This is a genomic window from Veillonella parvula, assembly GCF_032472435.1.
In the GTDB taxonomy this organism is placed as follows: domain Bacteria; phylum Bacillota; class Negativicutes; order Veillonellales; family Veillonellaceae; genus Veillonella; species Veillonella parvula_N.
This window is the reverse complement of record NZ_JAWEGM010000004.1, coordinates 146,423-170,765: the sequence shown is the minus strand read 5'-3', so window position 1 is coordinate 170,765 and position 24,343 is coordinate 146,423. Positions and strand designations below refer to the sequence as shown.

Below are 24,343 nucleotides of genomic sequence, written 5' to 3'. Positions count from 1 at the left end.
TGATAAAAACTCATAGTCTATGCATGAAAAGCATAGACTATGTTTTTTTTATATTTTCAATTCACAGTGGACAGGAGTATACTGTGTATAGACATAAAATTCTATAGAATGTTAAATTGATAATTTTATAGAGAAATAGTTTGTTAGTTATACTTTTACCAAGACCGAACGGAACGATGCCGCAGTGCTTGGAATGATCAAGTGATATGAAGGAGTGCACGTTATGGATATGAAGCAAAGCACAATAGAGCAACAACGTCTAGATCAAGCTAGACTTGAAGCCAATGGTATGTACAGTAGCCAATTTGAAAAGGATGCGTGTGGCATGGGCTTCGTTGTTAATATTAAGGGGAAAAAATCTCATGATATTATCGACGATGGTTTACGCATTTTAGAGCGCTTGGAACATCGTGGCGGTGCCGGTGCCGACAAGGATACTGGGGATGGTGCCGGTATTTTAGTACAAATCCCACATGAGTTCTTCAAGCGCGAGTGTGAAGTGCTTGGTATTAATCTACCTGCAGCTGGCGAATATGGCGTAGGTATGGTCTTTGCCCATAAATATGAAAGTCTCCGTAACGAGCAAAAACGAATTCTCGAAGAGGTCGTACGCGAAGAGGGGCAAGTTGTTCTCGGCTGGCGTGAAGTACCGGTAGATGGTACAAAGGTTGGTAAAGAGGCTGCGGCGATTCGTCCTTGGATGATTCAAATCCTTATCGGCAAAGGCCCAGATGTAACTAACAATAAGGAATTTGAACGCAAATTATATATCATTCGTAAATTGGCGGAAAAACGCATTATTCCATTGAGCAAGGAATTGTCTAGCGATTTTTATATTGCCTCCTTGTCTTCTAAAACAATCGTATATAAAGGTATGTTAACACCTGGTCAATTGCGCGACTTTTACCTTGATTTGAGCGACCTTGATTTTACCTCCGCATTGGCAATGGTTCACTCCCGCTTCAGTACGAATACATTCCCAAGTTGGGCTCGAGCACATCCTAACCGTTTCTTAGTTCACAATGGTGAAATCAACACCATTCGCGGCAATGTAAACTGGATCAATGCTCGTGAAGGTAAAGCGGAATCTCCATTGTTCCCAGATATCAAAAAGGTATTCCCTGTAGTAGATGATAGCGGATCTGACTCTGCTATGTTTGATAACACATTAGAATTCTTGCACATGACAGGCCGCTCCTTGCCTCATGCGATTATGATGATGATTCCTGAGCCTTGGGAACGCAATAATCTCATGAGTCAAGAAAAACATGATTTCTATGAGTTCAATAGCTTTATGATGGAACCTTGGGATGGTCCTGCGGCTATGGGCTTTACCGATGGTACAGTTATCGGCGGTGTCCTTGACCGTAACGGTTTGCGTCCTGCTCGTTACTATGTGACAACAGATGATCGCGTTATCATGGCCTCCGAGGTTGGCGTTGTAAACGAAAATGCTGAAAACATCCGCGCTAAAGGCCGTTTGGAACCAGGTAAAATGCTACTCATTGATACAGCGGAGCAACGTATCATCTCTGATGAAGAAATCAAACATCGTGTCGCTACTGAATTACCATACAATGAATGGGTAAAGGAACACGTTATTCATTTGTCTGAAATTACGCAAGCCGATGAAAGTACAATTCCAACAGTAGATGATTTATTCAAAGAACAACAAGCTTTTGGTTATACCCAAGAAGACCTTGTGCGCATGATCGTGCCTATGGCAAAAGATGGGAAAGATCCTGTTGGTGCCATGGGAGCGGACGCGCCTTTAGCTATCTTGTCAGATAAACCACAATTGTTATATAGCTACTTCAAGCAAATGTTTGCGCAAGTAACGAATCCTCCAATTGATTCTATTCGTGAGGAAATGGTTACATCTACACGGGTTATGCTTGGTAACTCTGGGAATTTAACAGAACCTAACAAAGCTGGTACCTATGCATTGTCCATGCGTACCCCAATTCTTACAAACCAAGAATTGGCATCCATTAAAGCTCTTGATTGCCGTCGCATGAAATCTGTAACCTTGCCAATCCTATTTGATCCAACTAAGGGTGCCGAAGGCTTGCGCGATGCATTAGATGAATTGTGTGCTAAGGCAGAAGAAGCAGCTCGTACAGATCAAAATGTATTGATTTTATCTGATCGTGGTGTCGATGAACATCATGCGCCAATTCCAGCGTTGTTGGCTGTAGCAGCCGTTCACAATCACTTGATTAGCAAAGTATTGCGTACAGAAATTGGTCTCATCCTTGAATCTGGTGAACCTCGTGAAGTACATCACTTCTGTACATTAATCGGCTATGGTGTAACAGCTATCAACCCATACTTGGCGCTTGAAACTGTACGCGATTTACAAGCTCGGAAACGTCTTGGCGATATTACACCAGAACAGGCAGAAAAGAACTACATCAAGGCCGCTGTAGGTGGCATTATGAAGGTCATGTCCAAAATGGGTATTTCCACAGTTCGTTCCTACCACGGTGCACAAATCTTTGAAGCGTTGGGCTTGAATACTAACTTCATTAATAAGTTCTTCGTAAATACACCAACACGTATTGGCGGTATTGGTCTTGGTGGGGTAGCACATGAAGCATTAGCTCGTTTTGAACGTGCTTTCAAATCCGATGAAACAGTACTCGAACCAGGCGGTTGGTATGGTCCTGTAAAAGATGGGGAAGAGCATCTATTCAATCCTAAGACAATCGAGCTTTTACAAGAATCTCTTATCAACGGCGACTACGCAAAATATAAAGAATATTCCAAAGCGATTCGCAATGATTACCACGTTACATTGCGTTCCTTGATGGAATTGAACTACCCTGTAGGTGGCGGTATTCCTATCGAAGAGGTTGAACCTGAAGAATCCATCGTAAAACGCTTTAAAGCTGGTGCTATGAGCTACGGTGCGATCAGTAAAGAGGCGCATGAAGCCATTGCCATCGCTATGAATCGTTTAGGCTCCACATCTAACTCTGGTGAAGGCGGCGAAGATGTAGATCGTTTTAAACCATTGCCAAACGGCGATAGCATGAACTCCGAAGTAAAACAGATTGCATCTGGTCGTTTTGGGGTAACCGCAAACTACCTCATTCATGCAAAAGAATTGCAAATCAAATGTGCTCAAGGCGCTAAGCCAGGTGAAGGCGGTCAATTACCAGGCAAAAAAGTATATCCTGAAATTGCCAAGGCTCGTCACTCCACTCCAGGCGTTGAGCTCGTATCTCCACCACCGCATCATGATATTTACTCCATCGAAGACTTGGCAGAGTTGATTTACGACTTGAAATGCGTCAACAAAGATGCGCGTATTTCCGTTAAATTGACTTCTGAAGCAGGTGTTGGCACAATTGCTGCTGGTGTTGCGAAAGCAAAAGCAGATAACATCTTGATTTCCGGATACGATGGTGGTACAGGTGCAGCAGGTCGCACGTCTGTAAAACATGCAGGTGTACCTTGGGAACTTGGTCTCTCTGAAACTCATCAAACCTTGATGCTCAACAGATTGCGTGACCGTGTTCAATTAGAGGTAGACTCCAAGTTGATGACTGGTTTTGATGTGGCTGTAGCAGCCATGCTCGGTGCTGAGTTATTCGGCTTTGGTACATTGCCACTCGTTGCGGTGGGCTGTAAAATGGCTCGTGTATGTAATCTTAATACATGCCCTTACGGTGTAGCTACACAAGATGAAAAATTGCGTGCTCGTTTCACAGGTAAGCCTGAATATGTTGAAAACTTGATGATTTTCATCGCACGTGAATTGCGTGAAATCATGGCTCGTTTAGGTATTTGCTCCGTAGCTGAGCTCGTTGGTCGTATCGATCTTGTGCGTCAAAAATCTCAAGATGATAACTTCAAATTGTCTCGCGTTGATCTTAAACGCATATTGTTCCGTCCATACATTGATTCCTCTGTGGGACATATGCACATGGTTGACCAAGATCACGAGTTGGAACGCACCTTGGATATGTCCAAACTTTTGCGTATGTGCCGTCCTGCTATTGAGGATCAAAAACCGATTCGCGCTAAATTGGCTATCACTAACATCAACCGCGTTGTAGGTACCTTGGTTGGTTCTGAGGTGACACGTCGTTATGGTGAAAGCGGCTTGCCAGACAATACAATCAAGTTGAATTTCGAAGGCTCTGCGGGTCAATCCTTCGGTGCTTTCATTCCTAAAGGCATGACACTAGAACTTGAAGGTGATGCGAATGATTACCTCGGTAAAGGCTTGTCCGGCGGTACTATCACTGTATATCCACCTAAGAAATCCATCTTTGAAGCTGATGAAAATATCCTTATCGGTAACGTTGCCTTCTATGGTGCAACCTCTGGTACATCCTACATCAACGGTGTAGCTGGTGAACGTTTCGCCGTACGTAACAGCGGTATCACTGCCGTTGTGGAAGGCGTCGGCGACCATGGCTGTGAATACATGACTGGTGGCGAAGTGCTCGTACTCGGTAAAATTGGCCGTAACTTTGGAGCAGGTATGTCCGGTGGCTATGCGTACATCCTTGATTGCGATGAACGCTATGTCAACACAGGTCTCGTAGAATTACGTACTGCCAATAATGATGACCTTAAACGCATTAAAGAACTAGTAGAACAACATGTATTGCATACTAACTCTGCTAAAGGCCGTCACATCTTAGAAAACTGGAATAACTTTGTAAACAGATTTACAAAAGTTGTGCCTGTAGCCTATGAAGAAATGCAAGCTGCTATTGAACGCTTCAAAGAACAAGGCTTATCCTTAGAAGAAGCACAATTGGCTGCATTTAAAGAGAAATATGCAAAATAATTTTTAATTTGATTGAATATCGTTTGGATAGGATATATGAAAAGCCTCTATAGCTTTGACTATAGAGGCTTTTTCATGTATAATATTTGTATTGCAATATTGGATCATGGCAGTTCTCGGGCCTGTGCAATGGAGGCCTGTGAATCGTGTCAGGACTGAGAGGTAGCAGCACTAAGCGGTAACCTTCATGTGCCACGGGGACCCCGGGGGCTGTCGTGATCGAATATTGCAAGGCGGCCTGTGGGGCCGCTTTTTTTATGTCTAATTGATGGGCTCAAATGACTAGTGTAAATTACTGATAAAACTCTATAAAATGAGTCGGATTTTCTTGAATATGGTATAATAAAGTATTGCAAGTTTCGGAAAAAAGGGGGTGTTCCAATGGCATATATTGCGCTATATCGTAAGTATCGTCCGCAGACATTTACCGATGTAGTTGGTCAGCATCAGGTGTCTGATACATTGATGCGCGCTATCCGGGAGGATAAGGTAGCTCATGCCTATTTATTTGCCGGTCCGCGGGGGACTGGTAAGACGAGCATGGCGAAGATTTTTGCGCGCGCTATCAATTGCGAGCAGGGGCCAACGGATCACCCTTGTAACGAGTGTAGTGCTTGTAAATCGATTTTGAGCGGACAGTCCATGGATGTTCTTGAAATTGACGCCGCATCAAATCGCGGTATCGATGAGGTGCGTGCTCTTCGTGAAAGCGTCAAATTTATGCCTGTTGAAGGGCGTAAAAAGGTTTTTATCATAGACGAAGCCCACATGCTCACTACAGAGGCGTGGAACGCGCTTTTAAAAACAATCGAAGAACCTCCTGCTCATGTGATGTTTATCTTTGCCACTACAGAAATTGAAAAATTGCCTGTTACTATCGTGTCTCGTTGTCAGCGCTATACTTTTAGACGCATTACTTCTGATGACATCGCACAACGGTTATCTTACGTAGCAGAAAAAGAAGGCTTTGGTCTTGATTCTGCGGCGGCTCAGCTTATCGCTGTTCATGCAGATGGTGGTTTGCGTGATGCCTTGAGTATTCTAGACCAATGTGCAGGTATGGCAACGGGCTCTATTACACCGCAAGTGGTGGAAGAGTTAATCGGTCTCGTAAGTAAGGAATGGATTATTCACTTCCTAGATGCTTTGCGCAACGGCGATGGCCCTAAAGTATTATCCTACGTTCACGATGCATTGGCGGAAGGTCGCGATGCGACGCAGATTATGGAAGCCCTCATTCAACATGTGCGTGCCTTGCTCGTTGGTAAGGTGGCTCCTGATGCGGATGAGCTCAAGGTATACGATACCTTTAAGAATGAGTTCCTAGCTCAGGCCAATAGTGTTGATTTCAATGAACTTAACCAATATGTACGCAGTGCTCAATCCATCATGAATGATGCGAAACAAGTGGACAATCCACGAACCATCATCGAAATGGGTCTACTCGTGCTTTGTGCTAAATTAGGCTCTGTTGATGAAAGCTTAGAAGATCGTGTATATGCTCTAGAAAGTGCTGAGCGATCTGAACGAAATGATTTATTGAACCGCATGGCTCAATTGGAACAACGAGGCCCAGCGGCTCCTACACCAGCTTATAGTGCTAATGCATTTGGTCCACCTAGCGGCTATGCGAACAGCTTTGTTCCTGTAGATAATGCTGCTGTACAGAATTCTTCCATGAGTAGTATTCAAAATACTGCTGTTGGCACTGTGCCACCTCCAAGCAGCGTAGGCATGACACCACCGCCTGCGAGTATAGGTATGACGCCTCCACCGATGGGAGCACCAGGTAGTACACCGCCTCCGATGAATGGAGTGGGTATGGCTCCGCCACCAATGGGCGGCGTTGGCATGGCGCCACCACCGAATAATGGAGACCCAGTTTCCCGAAAAAACACGAGAAACCAAGCTAAAGGTCGCGGTAAAAAAGGCATTAGTACACAGGCCATCATTAGTGACCAAATCTTGTCTGCTCAAGAGTATCGCAATGTACAATCCAATGTGATTAAATACTTGAAGGATAGCAATCGCAATATGACCTCTACCGTTATCGGTCAAGGTCAGCTGGTGTACGTAGACCAAAGCAAGGCGGTCATGGCCTTTAAAAATGCATTGCATCTCAATGTAATGACCAATGAAGTGAATTTGGCGGAGGCGGTTGATGCTTTCACCTATACACTGGGCTATGCAGTACATGTAGAAATCGTGGATGCTCTCACGCAAGTTTATAAAGACTATAAAAAGGCTGCTGGTAGCACCACACAACGCCAAGTAAAAGCACCCCAACGACCACAAGAACCGATGGTTGACGTAAAGACGACTTCAGGTGCGGAACCGACACAAATGGATTTAACCAATAATCCGCAAGAGAGTAAGCCTGATTCTGCAGCCGTGGACGCGGCTAAGGCTGCGGCGATGGCATTCTTAGCTAAGAAAACCGGCGGTGCCGTTGCAAATACGGTAGTTAGTGATAGTGCGAATACAACTACAATAGATGCATCAGAAACTGCATTAGGAGCTGGCGTAGAAACAGAGCCAGCATCCAGTGGTGATGTGCCAATTACATCCTTTGATGGTAGTTCTGCGACACAGGTGCCAGATGGTGAAATTTCTATTGAGTCTTTAGCAGGTTCTATAGAAGGGGATGATATTCCGGTTCATTCCTTTGATGATGTGCCTGTAGACGATATGGAGGGTTCTTATGTATCATCCTTAGATGATATGCCACCACATCCATTAGATAGTGTGACTGTTATCAGCGAGGATGGCGAAGTGTTAGAGCGCCCTATGGATAGCGGTGCGCATATCGAGGTTGAAGCTGTCCCAAAGTCTGATGGGGGTGAACCTCGTGAGGGAACCCCATACCAAAGTGATGGAAATACAATGCTTTCACCAGCACCTATTGAAGTAGAAGCAATCGATAGCGTTACGGTGGCTCGAGAATACGCCTGGGATCCAGAGCATATGACAGAAGAGGAACGAAACAATCCTCTCTTGGCGGAAACATTAGAAAAATTATCTGAAGACCATGACATCATAGTCGAGGTTATCGAAGAATAGATAAAAAGTAATTGTTATATAATAACCTTTGGCCTTGGGGCTATTAGGTGACACATATGTAATAAATCTATGTCATATATTGTTAATGATATGGACTTAGAATATTAGTATAGGACGATGTCCTAAAAGGAGGAAATACAATGTTTGGTAAAGGTATGGGCAATATGACTGGCATGATGAAAAAAGTTCAAAAAATGCAAGCAGATATGAAGAAAATGCAAGAAGAGTTAAAAACTCGTACTGTAGAGGCTTCCGTTGGTGGCGGTGCTGTAACTGTTGTGATGAACGGTGAAAAAATCATCGAGTCTTTGAAATTGAATCCTACAGCTGTTGATCCTGAAGATGTGGAAATGTTAGAGGATTTAGTAATGGCTGCAGTAAACGAAGCTAGCAAAAAAGTAGACGACCTCTTGGCTCAAGAAATGGGCAAAGTAACTGGTGGTCTTAACTTGCCAACAGGTTTATTCTAAATGACAAACGCTTTAGAACGGCTCGTAGAACAGCTACGCCGCTTGCCTGGCATCGGTTCCAAGTCGGCTAGACGCTTGGCTTATCATTTGGTAGAAATGCCGAAGGAAGAGGTAGACCGCCTCGTGGAAACCATCGTAGAAGCGAAGGGGGCTACGCGTCACTGTTCTATTTGCTTTAACTTATCAGCTCAAGATCCTTGCGAATTCTGTAGCAATCCAAATCGCGATCAAACGACGATTATGGTTGTTGAAACATCTCGCGATGTCATTGCTATCGAGCGCAGTGGTGATTATAAGGGCTTGTATCATGTATTGGAAGGCGCTTTGTCCCCTATGGAGGGCATCGGTGCTGACGATATTCGCGTAAAAGAATTGATTGCACGCCTTCGTGATGGTGTTGTACAAGAGGTTATCCTCGCGACAGACCCAGATGTCGAAGGGGAAGCAACAGCTCTGTATTTGGCGAGATTATTAAGTCCAAGTGGCATCAAGGTAACGCGCATTGCCCGCGGTGTTCCTGTGGGTGGCGATATCGAATATGCCGATGAATTAACGCTAGGCGGTGCCGTAGTGAACCGTCAAGAAATGAAAGGATAGTAGTATGGGAGCTTTATTAGCATCACCGATTATATCGGCGGTTATTTCCATTGCTGTAGCCTACATTGCTTTCAGAGTAGCATTTTTCACCATTAAACGGGTGGCTATGAATGTTGTGATTGGTGGCTTAACCTACTGGGTATGCGTTTATATACTTAATATCCCAATGGATATTGGGGTGGGTATTTGGGCATTAACAGCAATTTTAGGTCCTATTCCTATGGTTTTAGCTGCTATATATTACGGCATTAAATAACAGGAGGTTTTTATGCTTATCAATCGTGAACAACAACGCGTTATTGATGAAGTGGAACAGAATATCCTCTTGTTAGCGTCCGCTGGGACGGGAAAAACGAATACACTTGCTTATCGGGTGGCGCACCTCATCGAGGGTGGCTATGCGAAGGCGGAGAATATCTTGTGTATGACCTTTACGAACAAGGCCGCAAACGAGATGAAAGACCGCATTCAATCGCTCGTAGGCAGTCCTGCAAAGGCTGTGGAGGTTAGTACATTCCACAGCTTTTGCTTTTTCATTCTCCAACAAGAGGGAAAGCGCAACGAAACCTTGTACACGGATGTGACCATCTTTGACGAAGAAGACTGCAAGGAACTCTCTGAACCATACCGTCCTGGTAAATTGCGAGAAATGTCCTTTGCTAATGTTATCGCTATGGTGAAAGAATATCGTTCCTTATATGGCTTTTATTCTGATGATCTCGTAGGGGATTACAAGCGGACAATCGAACGCTTACAGAAGGAACAGCGCGAAGCCATTGAGCAGCAATTCTCTAGCTTTGGCAATGTCCTCTACAGTGAACTCCATGATTTCTTGAACCATGGTCACGAATGGATTGCTGCGTATGATGAAAGCTTAGCTTCCGTGCACGGCCTAGATTTTACAGATCTCATCTGTGGTGTTCATCGCCTATTTCAAGACCCTGTAGTTCGTGAGCGCTGGCGCAGCCGTTACAGCTATATCTCTGTAGATGAAATGCAAGATACAGGCGTACTAGAGTACAAAGTTCTAGAAATGTTATGGGAAGGTAATCACGTACTTTTGTGTGGTGACTATTTCCAAACGATTTACGAATGGCGTGGCTCCGATCCGTTCCGCTTGCTCAAGCAATTTGATGCGGATTTTAAGCCTTTGAAAATTATCTTCTATGAAAATTATCGTTCTAATTGGACGCTCTTTACGACGGCTTTCAAGACCTTGCAAAATATGTTCCCTGACCTAGTTGGGTCTATTTACACTGAATTGCCTCGTGCCAATAGTGAAAGCAAGGGCAAGCCAGTTCTGATTAAAGGCTGTAAAAATAGCTACCTTGAGGGCCGATATATCTACGAAGCTATCTGTGCCTTGCCAAAGGATGCTAATATCGGCGTTCTTGTGCGGGATAATAAAAAGGCACAGCGGCTAAGTGATTCTTTTGAACGTCTTAACGGCGAACGACCTGAAGAGGAACGCCGTCACTTCATGATTATCGACGAGTTCAAATTCTTTAGACGTCAAGAAATTAAAGATATTATGGCCTACTTCAAATTATTGATGAATCCTAATGACTCTGTCAGTGCGAAGCGTATTATTAAACGCTATGTTGCAGGGATTGGTGACGCTCGTATTGCAGCTATTGAAAGCCCAGAGACGCGGGAAGTGGGTTTAAAATTGACGGACTTTATGGATATGCCTATTTTTGAAGCGGAGCCTTATGCAAAGCTTGTCAGTGGATTAGAACAGCACGAAGTAGTTGTTTATGACGTGGAGAGCACCGGCACAGATACGTCTCAAGATCGCATTATTCAAATTGCAGCTATCCGCATCGATGAAAATGGACAGGTCTTAGAGACCTTTGAACGCTTTATAAACCCTGGTGTACCTGTTGGTCAATCCGAAGAGGTACACGGCTTCTCCGATGCGTATTTACAAGAACACGGTGAAGAGCCAGCTATAGTGTTACAAGCCTTTAAGGAATTTTCCAAGAATGCTATTATTGTAGGTCACAATGTAAACTATGATGTGACCATCTTTACGAATGAATTGGCGCGTCATAACTTAGGCAATCCTGAGTTCAAGGCTATTTATGATACCCTCGATATCTACCGTCGTTTCTATCCTAATTTGCCAAATCATAAATTGGGTTTCCTTGCGTCTAAGTTTCCTATACACCATGAACCAACGCACAATGCGATGGACGATATATTAGCCACTGCACAGCTTTTAATTTATGCGGTGAAAGAAAAAATCGTACCGACCACAACGGGTCGCATGGTAGCTATAAATAAATATAAGGCAGCTTTTACGGATATCGCCTCTCAAATGGCGACCTTGCGTAGAAAAGCCTATACGGAGATGCCAACGAAATTATTGGCGTATATCATGAACCAAATGGGGGTTTTAGAATACTATAAATCTCATGGAGAAGCGGCTAAAGTAGAGCATATACGCGATTTGTATCGCATCATGGAAAAACTAGATGCGGCTTATGAAGGGCCTGTAGGTTTGGCTCGATTAAACCAAATCTTACAGATGGCGGCCCTTACGGCGGGCGAGCCTGCACAACAGGTGCGAAACGAAGACCGCATTCCTATCATTACCATTCACCAAGCAAAGGGCAGTGAGTTCGATTATGTATTTTTAGCAGGACTCAACGAAGGTACGTTCCCAAGTCCTTTTGCCCTTGCAGAAGGTCGTGATGATGAAGAAAAGCGCTTGTTCTATGTGGCCATCACTCGACCTAAACAAGAATTGACTATTACCTTTGAACAGACGAATATACGAGGTAGGGCAGTTCAACCAAGTTCGCTACTCAACTATATGCCACGAGATCCTGAACTCGTAGAAAGGAGATACTAATGGCGCGAAAAACACATCGCCCCGATGATATTCTGTGGACCGTGACAGCTGTAGATATAGAAACTGTACTTAGCAAGAAAAATGCAAGACAAAAGCTAATAGGTAATGGTCAAGATATATCAAGTAAAAATCGAGATATATCGAGTAGCAATCAAGACATATCAAGTCGCGATTCTGAGCATATTGGAGAAGTACGCGATATTTCACTTGGTGAAGTGTTAGATACTAGATATCCTCGAAAATCTTTAGTTAAACTTTTTGAAGAGAAATTAATTCATATTAATGGTCATAAGGCTACGCCAAAAGATGCAATCTCTGAAGGCGACGAGATTTGGATTGCTATGGCGAAGGAAAAAATAGATCATGACCCTATCGAAATGGACTTACGCATTCTGTATGAAGATGATGATCTCCTTATTGTGGATAAACCAAGTGGTGTGACTGTAAACTCTAAAGATCAAGTTTCTCTTGCCAATGGTGTGGCGCACTATTTTAAAGAACATGGTATCAAGCGAAAGGTACGTTTCTTGAACCGTCTCGACAGAGATACGACGGGCTGCATTGTGATTGCAAAAAGTGGTTTAGCACAAAGTATTTATCAACAGCAAATGGATGATAATACCTTTGAAAAGTGGTATATGGCGACTGTGGAAGGCATTGTAGAAGCCGATGAAGATTCTTTGGTATTTCCTATGGAACGCAGTGCTGATGGGATTCATTACGAAGTGAATCCTAAGGGAAAAGAGACTCGTACAGATTTTTCCGTCCTATGTAGACATTCTTCGCAGGCTGTGGATAACTCTGTGAATAAGTCTAAAAATTCTGTGGATATAGCAGCAAAAAATGTGGATATAAACTTAGGAGATGTTGATAAAAGTAATCAAAATGTGGACAAAACTGTGTATAAGTCCAATAAATGTGGATATTCTGAGGTTTTAGTTCGTTTGTACACAGGGAAAACACATCAAATTCGAGTAGCTTTCAGCCATATAGGGCACCCTCTTGTAGGAGATACCTTATACGGTGCACAACCTACGGAACAGCCATTTCAATTACGCGCTCAAAAGGTGGTATTTACACACATGCGCACAGGAGAGCGTATTACGGTTATGGCATAATCTGATCTGATTAACTTGTTACGTAATACAAAATACTAGTTTGTTAATAATAGGTTTGTACTATACATTGTGAAGTCACAATACATCAAATACTCTAATTGAGAAATGAGAATTATTGATAACTCAGTAAAATCAATAAGTTTAAAAATATTTTTCAAGAAAAATAATGACAAATGATAATCGATAAGCTATAATAGGATTATAAGTAAATCGATATAGTTCAATTTAAAAACTATAAATCAGAATGTAAGAGGTGTAGTATGATTTTACAAGATAATGGTGCAGCACGTAATCGGGGGATTACGCTTGCCAGTATAAAAGGCATTATAGGTAATGTCGTTCTCGTTATTTTTAAAATGATTGTGGGCCTTGCGTCTAATTCCATCGCCATCATCCTTGATGCGGTAAATAACTTAACAGATGTATTGTCCTCTGTATTAACTATTGTGGGTACGAAATTAGCCGCCAAAGGGGCTGATAAGGAGCATCCATTTGGCCACGGTCGTATAGAATATATGACTACCATGGCTATAGCTTTCATCATTCTCGGTGCAGGTATTGGATCCCTTAAGGAATCTGTGGATAAAATTATCCACCCTGAGGTATCTACATTTGATATTCCAGGTCTTGTTATCATCGCTGTTGCCATCGTTGTGAAAGTAGTGATGGGTCGTTATATCAAGGCACAAGGTGAAAAATATAAATCTGATGCGCTCGTAGCATCTGGTATAGATGCCCTTTTTGATGCGGTGATTACCTTTGCTACATTGGTATCTGCAGGCTTAGTATTTTTCTTTAACTTTGATATTCAAGGTTATGTGGGCGCTGTTATTTCTGTTTTGATTTTAAAAGCGGCGTATGATATTTTACGTGAAATGTATAACCATTTGCTCGGTGTTCGAGCAGATGATAATTTAATCCGTAATATTAAAGAAACTATCGCACAGCATCCGAATGTGGGTGGTGTATATGACTTGGTATTAAATAGCTATGGGCCAGGAGAAACAATTGGTTCCGTTCATATTTCTGTACCAGATACGATGACAATGGCAGAAGTTCACCCATTAACAAAGGGCATTGCGGTTCATCTTTATAAAAAGTTTGGTATCAATATGACTGTTGGTGTATATGCTGAAAACAAACCAAGTGTAGAAGTACTTGAAATTAGAAAAGCTCTTGATCAAGTTATTAGTTTATATACACATGTAGTACAAGTACATGCCTTCTACGTACAAGAAGAAAAGAAGGTTATCTACTACGATATTATCTTTGACTTTGACGAAGAAGATCCACATAGTACATTAGAAAAAATCAAGGCAGAAATGCAAAAACGTTACCCTGATTATACACAATTCGCTATTGTGGATACGGATTTTAGCAACTAATTTAGTAAATTATAATTTGTGTTGATAAATTCTCTAAGGAGAGATGGAATGAAAAAAATTGCTCTTACCGCATTAGCTGTAATGGCGGTTGTTGGTATGTTCGCGGTTCAGCCTGCAGATGCAAAAAAGGTAGAACAAGATCCAGTAGTGGCACCTATTGATATGCCTATGAATGATGAAATTCAACAGGTTAATGGTGTGTCTAAATCAACAAATAAAGAAACACGACGTTTGTCTAATAATTTAGCAGAAGCTACAAAAGTGATGATTAAAAAGAATTGGAAGACCATTTATATTAAAGCTGTTCCTACGGGAGATAAGGATGCTGTACGCTTTTATTACAAAGATAATAGAGGTCAAGTATACAATGGCCAAGTCATTAGAAATACAGGTCTATCCAAAGGTAAATATATGACCGGTTCTTTACGTCAAACAGAGGCCTTGCAAGAATTAGTTAACCACTTACAACAGAATGGTCAAGAAGTACCATCCTCTATTGATATCATCATCACTCAAGAAGGTTATCGCATCAAGACTATCTTTAATTACAATGAAGATACAAGTAATTTACCAGCATATCTAGAACAATATGAACAACAGAATTTTCCTACTATGAAGTAAAAGAAAAGCTCGTGCTATGCACGAGCCTTTTTGTTAGATTACGTAATCATCGGAATCGTCTTTTTTAGGTTTTTTGTAAATTTCTTTTACACCAGCCATTTCGATGAGTTCTTCCCCAAGAGCATCTTCATCGTCCGTGTTAAGCATGGAGTAGAAGGCCCAAAGAATGATAAACCAAATTGGTGTGAACAAGAGGGCAATTCGCGTATCTTCGTTTAAGGCTAGAATGGCTAAAACGAAAACGAAGAAAGCGAGGATGACGTAGTTCATTACAGGGTATAGAGGCATTTTGAATTTAGACTGTGCCGCTATCTCAGGATTTTTCTTGCGATATTTGAGATGGCAAATAACCATCATGGCCCAAATAAAGATAAAGCAGAACGTGGAGATTGATGTAATCATAACGAATACTGCTTCAGGCATTACGTAGTTGAGTACAACTGTAATCAATAATACGGCTGCCGAGAAAATCGTTGCTTGGTATGGCACACTGCTGTGAGTCAAGCGGCGCATCGAACTCGGAGCGTGACCGCGTTTTGCCAAGGCATAAATCATACGACCTGTACTGAAGATACCAGAGTTTGTAGCGGATGCTGCAGAAGTAAGAACAACGAAGTTTACGATACCTGCGGCGGCTGTAATGCCAACGGCGGTAAATACAGCCACAAATGGACTTGCAGCAGGGTTAACGGCAGTCCAAGGGTAAATACTCATGATGATGGCTAAAGAGCCTACATAGAATAAAATAATACGCAATGGGATATTGTTTATGGCCATTGGAATAACCTTTTCAGGATCTTCTGTTTCGCCAGCCGTTAAACCTACGAGTTCTATGCCTGTGAAAGCAAATACAACCATTTGGAATGATAGGATAAAGCCCATCGTTCCATTCGGAAACCATCCTCCGTAATTCCACATATTGCTAAAGGCGGCGACGCCAGCATCTGTGGTGAAACCAGTAATAATCATGATGATACCGATAATGATAAGAGAGATGATAGCAATCACCTTAATCAAGGCAAACCAGAATTCCATTTCGCCAAAATATTTTACAGCTGTCAAGTTCATTAACAGCAAGGCGACTAGAACAAGTAAGGCTGGTATCCATTGAGGAAGCCACGGTATCCAGTATTGCATGTAGAGGCCTACGGCTGTCAAATCTGCCATGGCTAGTGAAAGCCAGCAAAACCAGTATGTCCATCCCGTGATAAATGCTGCTCGATCCCCTAAGTAATCTTCTACAAAGTCGATAAAAGAGTGGTGGTTTAGGTTAGATAACAGTAATTCGCCTAGTGCTCTCATAATAAAGAAGCAAATAACACCTGTTATTAGGTAGGCGAATATAATGGATGGACCAGCCAAGTGAATGGCGCGGCCGGAGCCTAAGAATAAACCTGTACCAATAGCACCGCCGATAGCGAGCAACTGTACATGCCTGTTCTTAAGACCCCGTTTTAACTGATGAGTATCAGACATAATAAAGACCTCTTTTCTACAAACTATCTATAAACATAAAAAGCCATGGATAACCATAACTTTCATAATCTATAGAATCTATAAAACTATTTTCTTATAATACAGTATCTATTCTAAAAAGTCAAATGTATTTTTACAGTAGACAAAAGATGATATGATTTTCTGATAGAGTATATCCTTATATTGATAAAAGCAAAGAATATTCTTTTTTTATGAAGTTTATTGACGAATAATATAAAATAATTTATAATAAGTACACTTATAATAAAAGGAGGATATAAAATGGAATTTAGTTTTAGTTTGAAAATAAAAGCGGCAAAAGAAGCTGTGTGGACGTATTATGCGAATATCGAAAAATGGTATGACTGGGAAGAGGATCTAAAAAATATTACATTAAACGGTAAATTTGAGACCGGTTCATGTGGTACAATGGAGCTTGAAGGTATACCACCTATGGAATATCAACTTACTCTTGTAAAACCTTTTGAAGAGTTTTGGGATAAGACTGAAACTCCATTTGGTGCTATTCTTTTCGGACATCAAATAATTGATAATCATGACGGAAGTGTAAATGTAAAACACACTGTAAGCTTAGAAAGTGAAGATAAGCAACATTTAGAATTTTTAAGTCAAGTTTTTTCAGATGTTCCCCAATCTATATTTATTCTAAAAAACTGTTTAGAAAGATAAGGTGATTGCTGTTTGTTTACATCAAAATATAAAGACAATTCAGAAAAATCAACAGGATTATTGTTCATGAGGGTGTACAATAAATGGCATTTTACTATAAAACAAGCGTTAAAAGAGTTGAACTTAACACATCCTCAATTTGTTGTTTTAGCGTCTCTTGCTTATCTATCACAACATGATAACGAAGTCACACAAGTTATGATTTCAAAACTTTCAGGGATAGATGTTATGACGGTATCTCAAATATTGAGCTTATTGGAAAAACGTGGTTTTGTAGAGCGAAAAGAACACTCTAGAGATACACGTGCGAAAGCGGTTCTTTTGAATGAAGAGGGGGGTGCAATATTACAAAAGGCAGTCCCATTAGTCGAAGAAATTGATGAAATCTTTTTCGGAAAGCTGAAGAGTGATGAAGCTCAATTTAAACATCTTCTTGGCAGATTACATGAAGCGTAAGGTGTATTAATTCATCAATTCTTGTGGAGGTTGAAATGAGACGTCAAGATCGTATGGTTGCAAATATAGATGAAATTAAAGATATTTTAAACAGCACGCGTATTATTCACCTAGGCATGATGGATGGTGATTACCCTTATGTAGTACCTTTACATTTCGGTTATGAAATTGTAGATGATATACTCTACATATATGTACATGGCTATCATGAGGGGAAGAAGTTTATTTTGATTAAAGTGAACCCCCATGTATTTATAGAAATTGACGGTAATGATGAGGCCCTCGTATCAGGTAGAGATATTCCTTGTAAATATAGTTCAGTCTATTCCAGTGTAATGGGACGAGGAGAGGCTGTTTATTTAGCAAATATTGATGAAAAAGCTCATGGTTTACAGGTGTTGATGAAGCATCAGACTGGTCGAGAATTTACCTTTACTGATGCCATGGTAAACTCTGTGGGCGTAGTTCAAATTAAGGTTGTAGACTATACTGCAAAAAGACGAAGACAGTTTGAACAAGATATTATTATGCCTCCATTAACTAAATAATGATAAAACATCCTATTGAACTCTATTGTAATATAGCGTTTAGTAGGATGTTTTATTATGTATAACTAGTTAGAATTAAAGCAGCTAATGGCTCATAACTATACTTTCACAATAGGAAAGATAAAAGTTTTGTGAAGTAGCTAGGGCAACAGAATAGGTGGCATGTTTTTGATATAAATAAGAAAATATATCATTATATGTGTAAAGTATATATCAAGTTTTTATAAAAGGAGAGATCATGAAGAAGCTTCTATTTAAGTCCGTATTATCTGCTATGGCTGTAGGTTTATTGTCTGCAGGATATGTTTCAGCTGATGTTGTTAATGATTCAATATCTACCGATAATGCTGGTGTTTCCGCTACTGTTACAAATGATATGCCTAGAGTTCATCCTGATTCAGCAATCAAAGCATTACCAAGAAAGACTTTATTAGAGTGGCCTATGAAAACTCAAGAAGGGGCTCGTAATTGGAAAGGAATAGTAGAAGCTGCACAGCAACTGCCGTATGAGGTCAAGGCGCCTAGTTATATACCTTATGGTTATCAGCTCTATACAGCGCGTCAAGATCGAAATGATGTATTAGAGGTTGTATATTATAAAAAAGGTGTGACTATCTATCGGGATGGGAAAAAATATATAGATAGTATTATGGCCTATAGAATGGGATATTCCTTGGATACTGTGAGAGACACACCATATGTTCCATCTGAGTACGGCGATCTTGAATGGTCTAAATCAGGTGATTCTAGTGAGGTTTATTATACAGGTAATCCTGAAACGCATATGGTTCGCAGCATTACGTGGACGAAGGATGGTATGGCTTACTTCCTATTTTTCTTAGAACAGGTGAAAGAGGCTGATGCGGAATTCTATAAGGATCATGTGATACCGTTGAAGAGTATTGATAGTTCTCGTTATGAACTAGTTGGTAACTATCCGATAACACCTAAAACTATTGAAGAAATAAAACAGGAACATGTAGTTCCTATGAAAGTAAAGACTGGCGTGTTTTATTAAGGGTACGTAGTACTGTTGAAAGTCAGTGATCTGAGTTAAAAATGTAATAGATAAGTGATTACCTCGGTAATATATACTTATGAAATATCTAAATTTAGAGAGAGATGAAATTATGAGATTGAAAACAACAAAATCATTATTAGCCATGGGAATACTAGCTGCTGTAGTAAGTAGCTTTGGGGTACAATCAGTTAGTGCATTATCCCCTTTAGTGGATGAAAATGGAAATACTGTTACCATCGATACAGTAGAAAAGAATAAAGAGCTAATGAATCGCTATCGGTGGTATGATCAAGTTGATAATGGTGATATAGTACAGCTTAATGTTGACGCCAGTACAAATTATTTTGGATATGATTTACAAATTCCATCTTATATGCCTGAAGACTATGCAGTCCGCGATGTAAAGGCCAAGGACCATGATGTATTAGAAATTGTATATACGGAAATGGGCCATGATGGAGAATATGGTCCGAAATTAACCTTCTCTAATACAGATATTGTATATCGTATGGGTTGGGCTATCGATACCGTGGTAAAGCCTATATTGGAAAAGACAAAATACAATGCTGATGATACTGTTAGCTTTACTACCCCTAATGGCATCCCTGTACATACGTTAGGCTCTAGCAACGACTCTGTTCAAATTGCTTATTGGGAAAAAGATAATAAAGTATATATGCTCTACTTTGCCTCTACAAGAAACCAAAACTTTGTAAGCAAAATTGTAGACTCTGTAGGGCCTCTTACTAACGTAGCCGTTGATAATACTCGATTACGTGGTGACCGAAATGATAAGCAAAATGTTAAACGAAGTAATGCGCAAAGTGTTAAACAAAATGGTGAACAAGATAGACCTCATTTTGAAACTATTGGTTTGCCACTGCGTACACATACGAATTCTGAGTGGCCTATACTTACGAGTAAATCCATCGGCTTACCTAGCGGTGTAATTGATGCATCTCGTAAGCTGTCCTATAACGTATCTGTACCAAGTTATTTGCCTCTTGGCTATACATACTATGCTACACATTTTTATGATAATGATGTATTAGAAACTGTATATTGGAAGGAAGGTCAAGAATATCAAGAACGCAGCGGGCGTTGGGTAAATCATACGATGGTCTTTCGCATGAGCTACTCTATGGATACGGTATGGCCTAAAGAATATGTTCCAACGGAATACCATGACGTAGAGTGGATTGACTCTACGCCAACCGGTGATGTGCAGTATACAGGTAATGTAGATAAGGGCTTAGTACGCAGTGTTGCGTGGAGCAAAGATAACATGGCATATTTCCTGTTCTTCCAAGTGCCTGTAAAAGCATCTGAAGCAGAGTTTTATAAAGATCATGTAGTACCATTAAAAAATATTGATTCAAGTCGTACAGACTTAATCGGTGTAAAAACGATTCGTTAATACTAAACCCTAATAAGACTCTATAGCACGATTCGGTGATGCCATACGACGTTAGCGTTTAGTAAAAGAGTACATAATAAAAAGAACCTATTTCCTAGATATTAGAGTAATATCTTTGGAGATAGGTTCTTTTAGTGTATGTAATTTACATATATTTTGCTTTTAGGTATTAGTGATTTTATAGCTATCGAATATAAAGTAGCTTTCACTAATAGCATCATTATGGGTATACGTTAATTAGAAGAATACGTAGCGAATAATAACGAGAATCGCCAATACGTACATAATCCAGTTAACTTCTTTTGCACGGCCTGCAATGATTTTGAGTAGAGGGTATGCAATGAGACCTGCAGAGATACCGTTAGCGATGCTGTATGTGAACGGCATCAATACGATAACGAGGAATGCAGGGAAGCCTTCTGTCCAATCATCGAAGTCAATATTGCGAATGGCACCTAACATGAGGGCACCTACGATGATAAGAACAGGAGATGTGGCTGCATTTGGAACCAAGGATACCAATGGAGCCAAGAATAAGCAAATTAAGAAAAGTACGCCTGTTGTGACAGCTGTTAAACCTGTACGGCCACCAGCCCCTACACCTGCCGCACTTTCAACGAAAGCCGTAATTGTAGAAGTACCGAGCAATGCACCAGCACTAACACCGATAGCATCTACGGTCATGGCTTTACCAAGACCCGGGAATTTACCAGATTTAGGATCTGCAATTTTCGCCTCTGTAGCAGTACCAATCAAAGTACCCATCGAGTCGAACAATTCTACAAATGTGAAGGAGAAGATAATCGTAATTAAGCCCATGTGAAGCGCACCAGGAATATCTAATTGCAGGAATGCTGCTTTGGAGAAATCAGGAATAGCCAATACAGTGAAGTTCTCAGGCATTGTGGAAAGGCCTGTCGCATAGGAGATGATTGTTGTTACTAAAACGCCAATCAAGAGGGAACCTTGAATTTTGCGAGCCATCAATAAAGCTGTAAAGATGAGGCTGAATAGTGCCAACAATGTTTCACCACTGTGCAAATTACCGAGCGTCAAAAGTGCTTCAGATGCTGGAGGGACTAGATTACCATGTGTCTGTACGACTTGACCCAAGGAGTTTGGAGACAAACTTATGGAGATAGCCATCAAGCCGGATAACTTTAAACCGATGATAGAAATGAAAAGACTAATACCAACGGTAATGGCAATTTTCATGGAGGCTGGGATACCTTCAACGATCATTTGTCGTATTGATGTCAATGTTAATACGAGGAAAACGAGACCAGAAATGAATACCGCACCTAATGCTGTTTGCCAAGATACGCCCATACCGAGAACTACGGTAAAGGAGTAAAATGCCAAGAGGCCAACCCCTGGAGCGAGAGCAATTGGGTAGTTTACGAATAAACCCATAGCAATCGTCACAAGACCTCCACCTAAGGCTGTGGCAATGAGGACCGCATCCTTATCCATACCTGCAAGACTAAGAATGTTTGGCGCCAAGAATAGGATGTACGCCATCGTGATAAACGTAGTGATACCTGCTAAAATTTCTGTTTTAACGGTTGTACCACGTTCACTGAGTTGAAATAATTTATCTAACATTAGATAAAATCCTCCCTATATGAAATTAAAATCATACCTAAATAAAGATATTTCGATATATGTATAGTGTATCATATTTCCCACCATTTTTTGTATGAATTTGTGATATACTATTAATATATTATGAATGATATAGAGGTTAACTTATGAAAATATCTACAAAAGGGCGTTATGCCTTACGGATATTGGCGGATATTGCAGAACATGGGGTAGAAAAAAATGTACCAATTCGTGAGATTGCAGAACGCCAAGGATTTTCCGATAAATATTTAGAGGGGATTGTATCTCGATTATCCTCCGCGGGCCTCGTTAAAAGTGGACGTGGCAAATACGGTGGATATCGTTTGGTGAAAGATCCATCTGAATATAATGTATATGAAATTTTATATGCCGCAGAGGACTCCATTGCTCTCGTGTCTTGTTTAGAAGATGATGTAGAACCGTGTCCTATGTTTAATGACTGCTTGACAGCTCCATTGTGGCAGTATTTACAAGATGAGTTCCGACATGTTATGGAACATGTTTCCTTGCAAGATGTAATGGATCATAAATTTCCTACGGAATAATTGATAGTCCGAAAACTTTAGTTTGAATGATCTTTGAGGATTACTACATTGTATACCTATATTTTAGGTTTTTTTTATGGAAAGAGTCGCGTTTCGTATGCGGCTCTTCTTTATATATGAAATTAAAATGTAATAACATTTTATGAATAGTAACATAGATTGAAATCTAAGTAAGACTGTAATTTAAATGGAACTGTAATTAAAAGTGATTTATGTGTATATTAGTTTATCTCAACGATTTTATGTGGAAGGGAGGGTACTATGAGTACAAGTGTATATGATGCTCGCGGTGGCATGAGAAACGTATGGATTATTACGGCTAGTATGACTGTGCTAGCCATATGTTACACAATGATAATTCCTTTTCTCCCTATATATCTATTAGAACTCGGTGTTCCTAAGGATGATGTAGCACTTTGGTCAGGCCTCGTCTTTGGTATTACCTTTCTTATCGCTGGTATTATGGCGCCGATTTGGGGCAAAATTGCAGATAATAAAGGGAAAAAGCGGATGGCTTTGCGCGCTGGTTTTGCCATTGCTGTCAGTTATGTTCTCATCGGCATGGTAACGGATCAGTATCAATTGCTGATGGGGCGTGCCTTAGTTGGGTTCGCTAATGGTTTCTATCCTGCAGCGATGACCATGGTTTCCCTCAGTGTAGATGAGAAACAGGTGGGCCGTGCCCTCGGCATATTCCAAACAGGTCTGATTTTAGGCAATGTCATCGGCCCATTTTTAGGTGGTGCCGTTGAAAGTGTCGTAGGTATGCGCCCTGTATTTTATATATCTGGTATAGCCGTATTCATTGCTACCTTGGCAGTATTGTTTCTTGTAAAAGAACCAAAACTAGAAGTTGAAAATACAACTTCTAAGGAGCAGTCCAAACAGCCGGCAAAAGCTACATCCTTGCGAGAAGATTTTAAGTCGGTTCAAGAACAACCTGTATTAGTAAGACTTTTATGGATTTACTTCTTTATGCAATGTGTCATCATGATGCTACAGCCTATTTTGGCGCTTTATGTAGGTGATATGCAAGGCACTATGGAAGGGGCAGCCATCATTTCAGGTACAATCCTCAGTATCGGTGGTTTAGCCGGTTCCTTAACGACCAATATATGGGTGCGCCTCGGTGAGCGTCGTGGGTACTTTAGAACCATTTCCTACTGTATGCTTGGTAGTGGTGTTGTTCTCTTACTTCAAAGCTTACCAGTAGGTATCTGGTGGTTTGGTGTACTACAAGTGTTAATTGGCTCTTGTATTGTAGGGATCAACCCATCTTTGAGTGCAGCTGTAACACTTAATACAGAACCAGGATTTAGAGGTCGCATGTTTAGTATGACGACGACGGCTCAACAATTTGGTTCCATGGTAGGTCCAGTGTTTGCAAGTATCGTATCTACCTATATTGGGATATCCTATGTATTTAGTATTACAGGTTTGTTATTACTCTATATGGGATTCCAATCACGGAAACTATTCGTACAACATGATAAATATAGTGTGTGAATTAGAGTCTAACAAGCTCCTTACTAATATATTGGTAAGGAGCTTTTACTTTTTTAGGCTATTTTTATAATACGAGGCTTTCAGATACAGACCGTTTATTGGTAAGAGGTCTTAATCTAGGGTATAAGAAAAAGTAATGTTAA

18 protein-coding genes and 1 other RNA gene are annotated in these 24,343 nt (G+C 40.8%); 17 read left to right on the top strand and 2 right to left on the bottom strand.

Going from position 1 to position 24,343, the window contains the following annotated elements; all coding sequences use genetic code 11:
• Window positions 1–223: 223 nt before the first annotated feature.
• The 10 genes from gltB (at window position 224) to E7A03_RS06965 (ending at window position 14,915) form a co-directional block, all read left to right on the top strand.
• Window positions 224–4,807 carry a glutamate synthase large subunit gene (gltB, locus tag E7A03_RS07010; RefSeq protein WP_021148599.1) on the top strand — a complete coding sequence of 1,528 codons (4,584 nt, stop codon included), beginning with the start codon at window positions 224–226 and terminating at the stop codon, window positions 4,805–4,807.
• A 113-nt stretch (window positions 4,808–4,920) separates the two neighbouring features.
• Window positions 4,921–5,020, top strand: an RNA gene (gene ffs, locus E7A03_RS09970) — signal recognition particle sRNA small type.
• Window positions 5,021–5,188: 168 nt separating this feature from the next.
• Window positions 5,189–7,867 (top strand): DNA polymerase III subunit gamma/tau, encoded by a 2,679-nt coding sequence (gene dnaX, locus E7A03_RS07000; protein WP_156697297.1) that lies wholly within the window; start codon window positions 5,189–5,191, stop codon window positions 7,865–7,867.
• 140 nt (window positions 7,868–8,007) lie between these two features.
• Entirely contained in the window at window positions 8,008–8,337 is a 330-nt protein-coding gene (locus E7A03_RS06995; RefSeq protein WP_008714816.1) for a YbaB/EbfC family nucleoid-associated protein, read from the top strand.
• Entirely contained in the window at window positions 8,338–8,934 is a 597-nt protein-coding gene (recR, locus tag E7A03_RS06990) for a recombination mediator RecR (protein WP_004694915.1), read from the top strand.
• A 4-nt stretch (window positions 8,935–8,938) separates the two neighbouring features.
• Window positions 8,939–9,190, top strand: coding sequence for a hypothetical protein (locus E7A03_RS06985; protein WP_156697296.1), 252 nt, complete (start codon window positions 8,939–8,941; stop codon window positions 9,188–9,190).
• A 12-nt stretch (window positions 9,191–9,202) separates the two neighbouring features.
• On the top strand, window positions 9,203–11,791 hold the full coding sequence (locus tag E7A03_RS06980) for a 3'-5' exonuclease (protein ID WP_156697295.1): 2,589 nt from the start codon (window positions 9,203–9,205) through the stop codon (window positions 11,789–11,791).
• The gene (locus E7A03_RS06975; protein WP_156697294.1) at window positions 11,791–12,909 is read left to right on the top strand and encodes an RluA family pseudouridine synthase; all 1,119 of its coding nucleotides are present in this window, start codon (window positions 11,791–11,793) and stop codon (window positions 12,907–12,909) included. The genes E7A03_RS06980 and E7A03_RS06975 overlap by 1 nt, the downstream gene beginning before the upstream one ends.
• 260 nt (window positions 12,910–13,169) lie before the next feature.
• The gene (locus E7A03_RS06970) at window positions 13,170–14,294 is read left to right on the top strand and encodes a cation diffusion facilitator family transporter (protein ID WP_227037312.1); all 1,125 of its coding nucleotides are present in this window, start codon (window positions 13,170–13,172) and stop codon (window positions 14,292–14,294) included.
• 48 nt (window positions 14,295–14,342) lie between these two features.
• A complete protein-coding gene (locus E7A03_RS06965) occupies window positions 14,343–14,915 on the top strand; it encodes an immunity protein YezG family protein (protein WP_024062680.1) in 573 nt (190 codons plus the stop codon).
• A 33-nt stretch (window positions 14,916–14,948) separates the two neighbouring features.
• Here E7A03_RS06965 and E7A03_RS06960 read toward each other — a convergent pair whose 3' ends face one another.
• On the bottom strand, window positions 14,949–16,391 hold the full coding sequence (locus E7A03_RS06960) for an amino acid permease (protein WP_316060523.1): 1,443 nt from the start codon (window positions 16,389–16,391) through the stop codon (window positions 14,949–14,951).
• A gap of 282 nt (window positions 16,392–16,673) precedes the next feature.
• Between E7A03_RS06960 and E7A03_RS06955 the strand changes: the two genes are divergently transcribed.
• From E7A03_RS06955 to E7A03_RS06935, 5 genes are all read left to right on the top strand, one after another.
• Complete coding sequence (locus tag E7A03_RS06955; RefSeq protein ID WP_287508097.1) at window positions 16,674–17,081, top strand: SRPBCC family protein; 408 nt, start codon at window positions 16,674–16,676, stop codon at window positions 17,079–17,081.
• A 12-nt stretch (window positions 17,082–17,093) separates the two neighbouring features.
• Window positions 17,094–17,537, top strand: a complete 444-nt coding sequence (locus E7A03_RS06950) for a MarR family winged helix-turn-helix transcriptional regulator (RefSeq protein ID WP_008602280.1) — start codon at window positions 17,094–17,096, stop codon at window positions 17,535–17,537.
• Between the two features lie 35 nt (window positions 17,538–17,572).
• Window positions 17,573–18,085, top strand: a complete 513-nt coding sequence (locus E7A03_RS06945; protein ID WP_316068999.1) for a pyridoxamine 5'-phosphate oxidase family protein — start codon at window positions 17,573–17,575, stop codon at window positions 18,083–18,085.
• A 238-nt stretch (window positions 18,086–18,323) separates the two neighbouring features.
• On the top strand, window positions 18,324–19,103 hold the full coding sequence (locus E7A03_RS06940; protein WP_316073910.1) for a hypothetical protein: 780 nt from the start codon (window positions 18,324–18,326) through the stop codon (window positions 19,101–19,103).
• 112 nt (window positions 19,104–19,215) lie between these two features.
• On the top strand, window positions 19,216–20,523 hold the full coding sequence (locus E7A03_RS06935; RefSeq protein WP_316068995.1) for a hypothetical protein: 1,308 nt from the start codon (window positions 19,216–19,218) through the stop codon (window positions 20,521–20,523).
• Between the two features lie 237 nt (window positions 20,524–20,760).
• On the opposite strand, the gene E7A03_RS06930 is transcribed toward E7A03_RS06935, so the two are convergent.
• On the bottom strand, window positions 20,761–22,128 hold the full coding sequence (locus tag E7A03_RS06930) for an NCS2 family permease (RefSeq protein WP_316073908.1): 1,368 nt from the start codon (window positions 22,126–22,128) through the stop codon (window positions 20,761–20,763).
• 146 nt (window positions 22,129–22,274) lie between these two features.
• On the opposite strand from E7A03_RS06930, the gene E7A03_RS06925 reads away from it, so the two are divergent.
• Both E7A03_RS06925 and E7A03_RS06920 read left to right on the top strand, forming a co-directional pair.
• Window positions 22,275–22,694: an RrF2 family transcriptional regulator gene (locus E7A03_RS06925; protein ID WP_008602288.1), complete on the top strand. Its 420-nt coding sequence runs from the start codon at window positions 22,275–22,277 to the stop codon at window positions 22,692–22,694.
• Window positions 22,695–22,955: 261 nt separating this feature from the next.
• Entirely contained in the window at window positions 22,956–24,200 is a 1,245-nt protein-coding gene (locus tag E7A03_RS06920; protein WP_316073906.1) for an MFS transporter, read from the top strand.
• Window positions 24,201–24,343 lie beyond the last annotated feature (143 nt).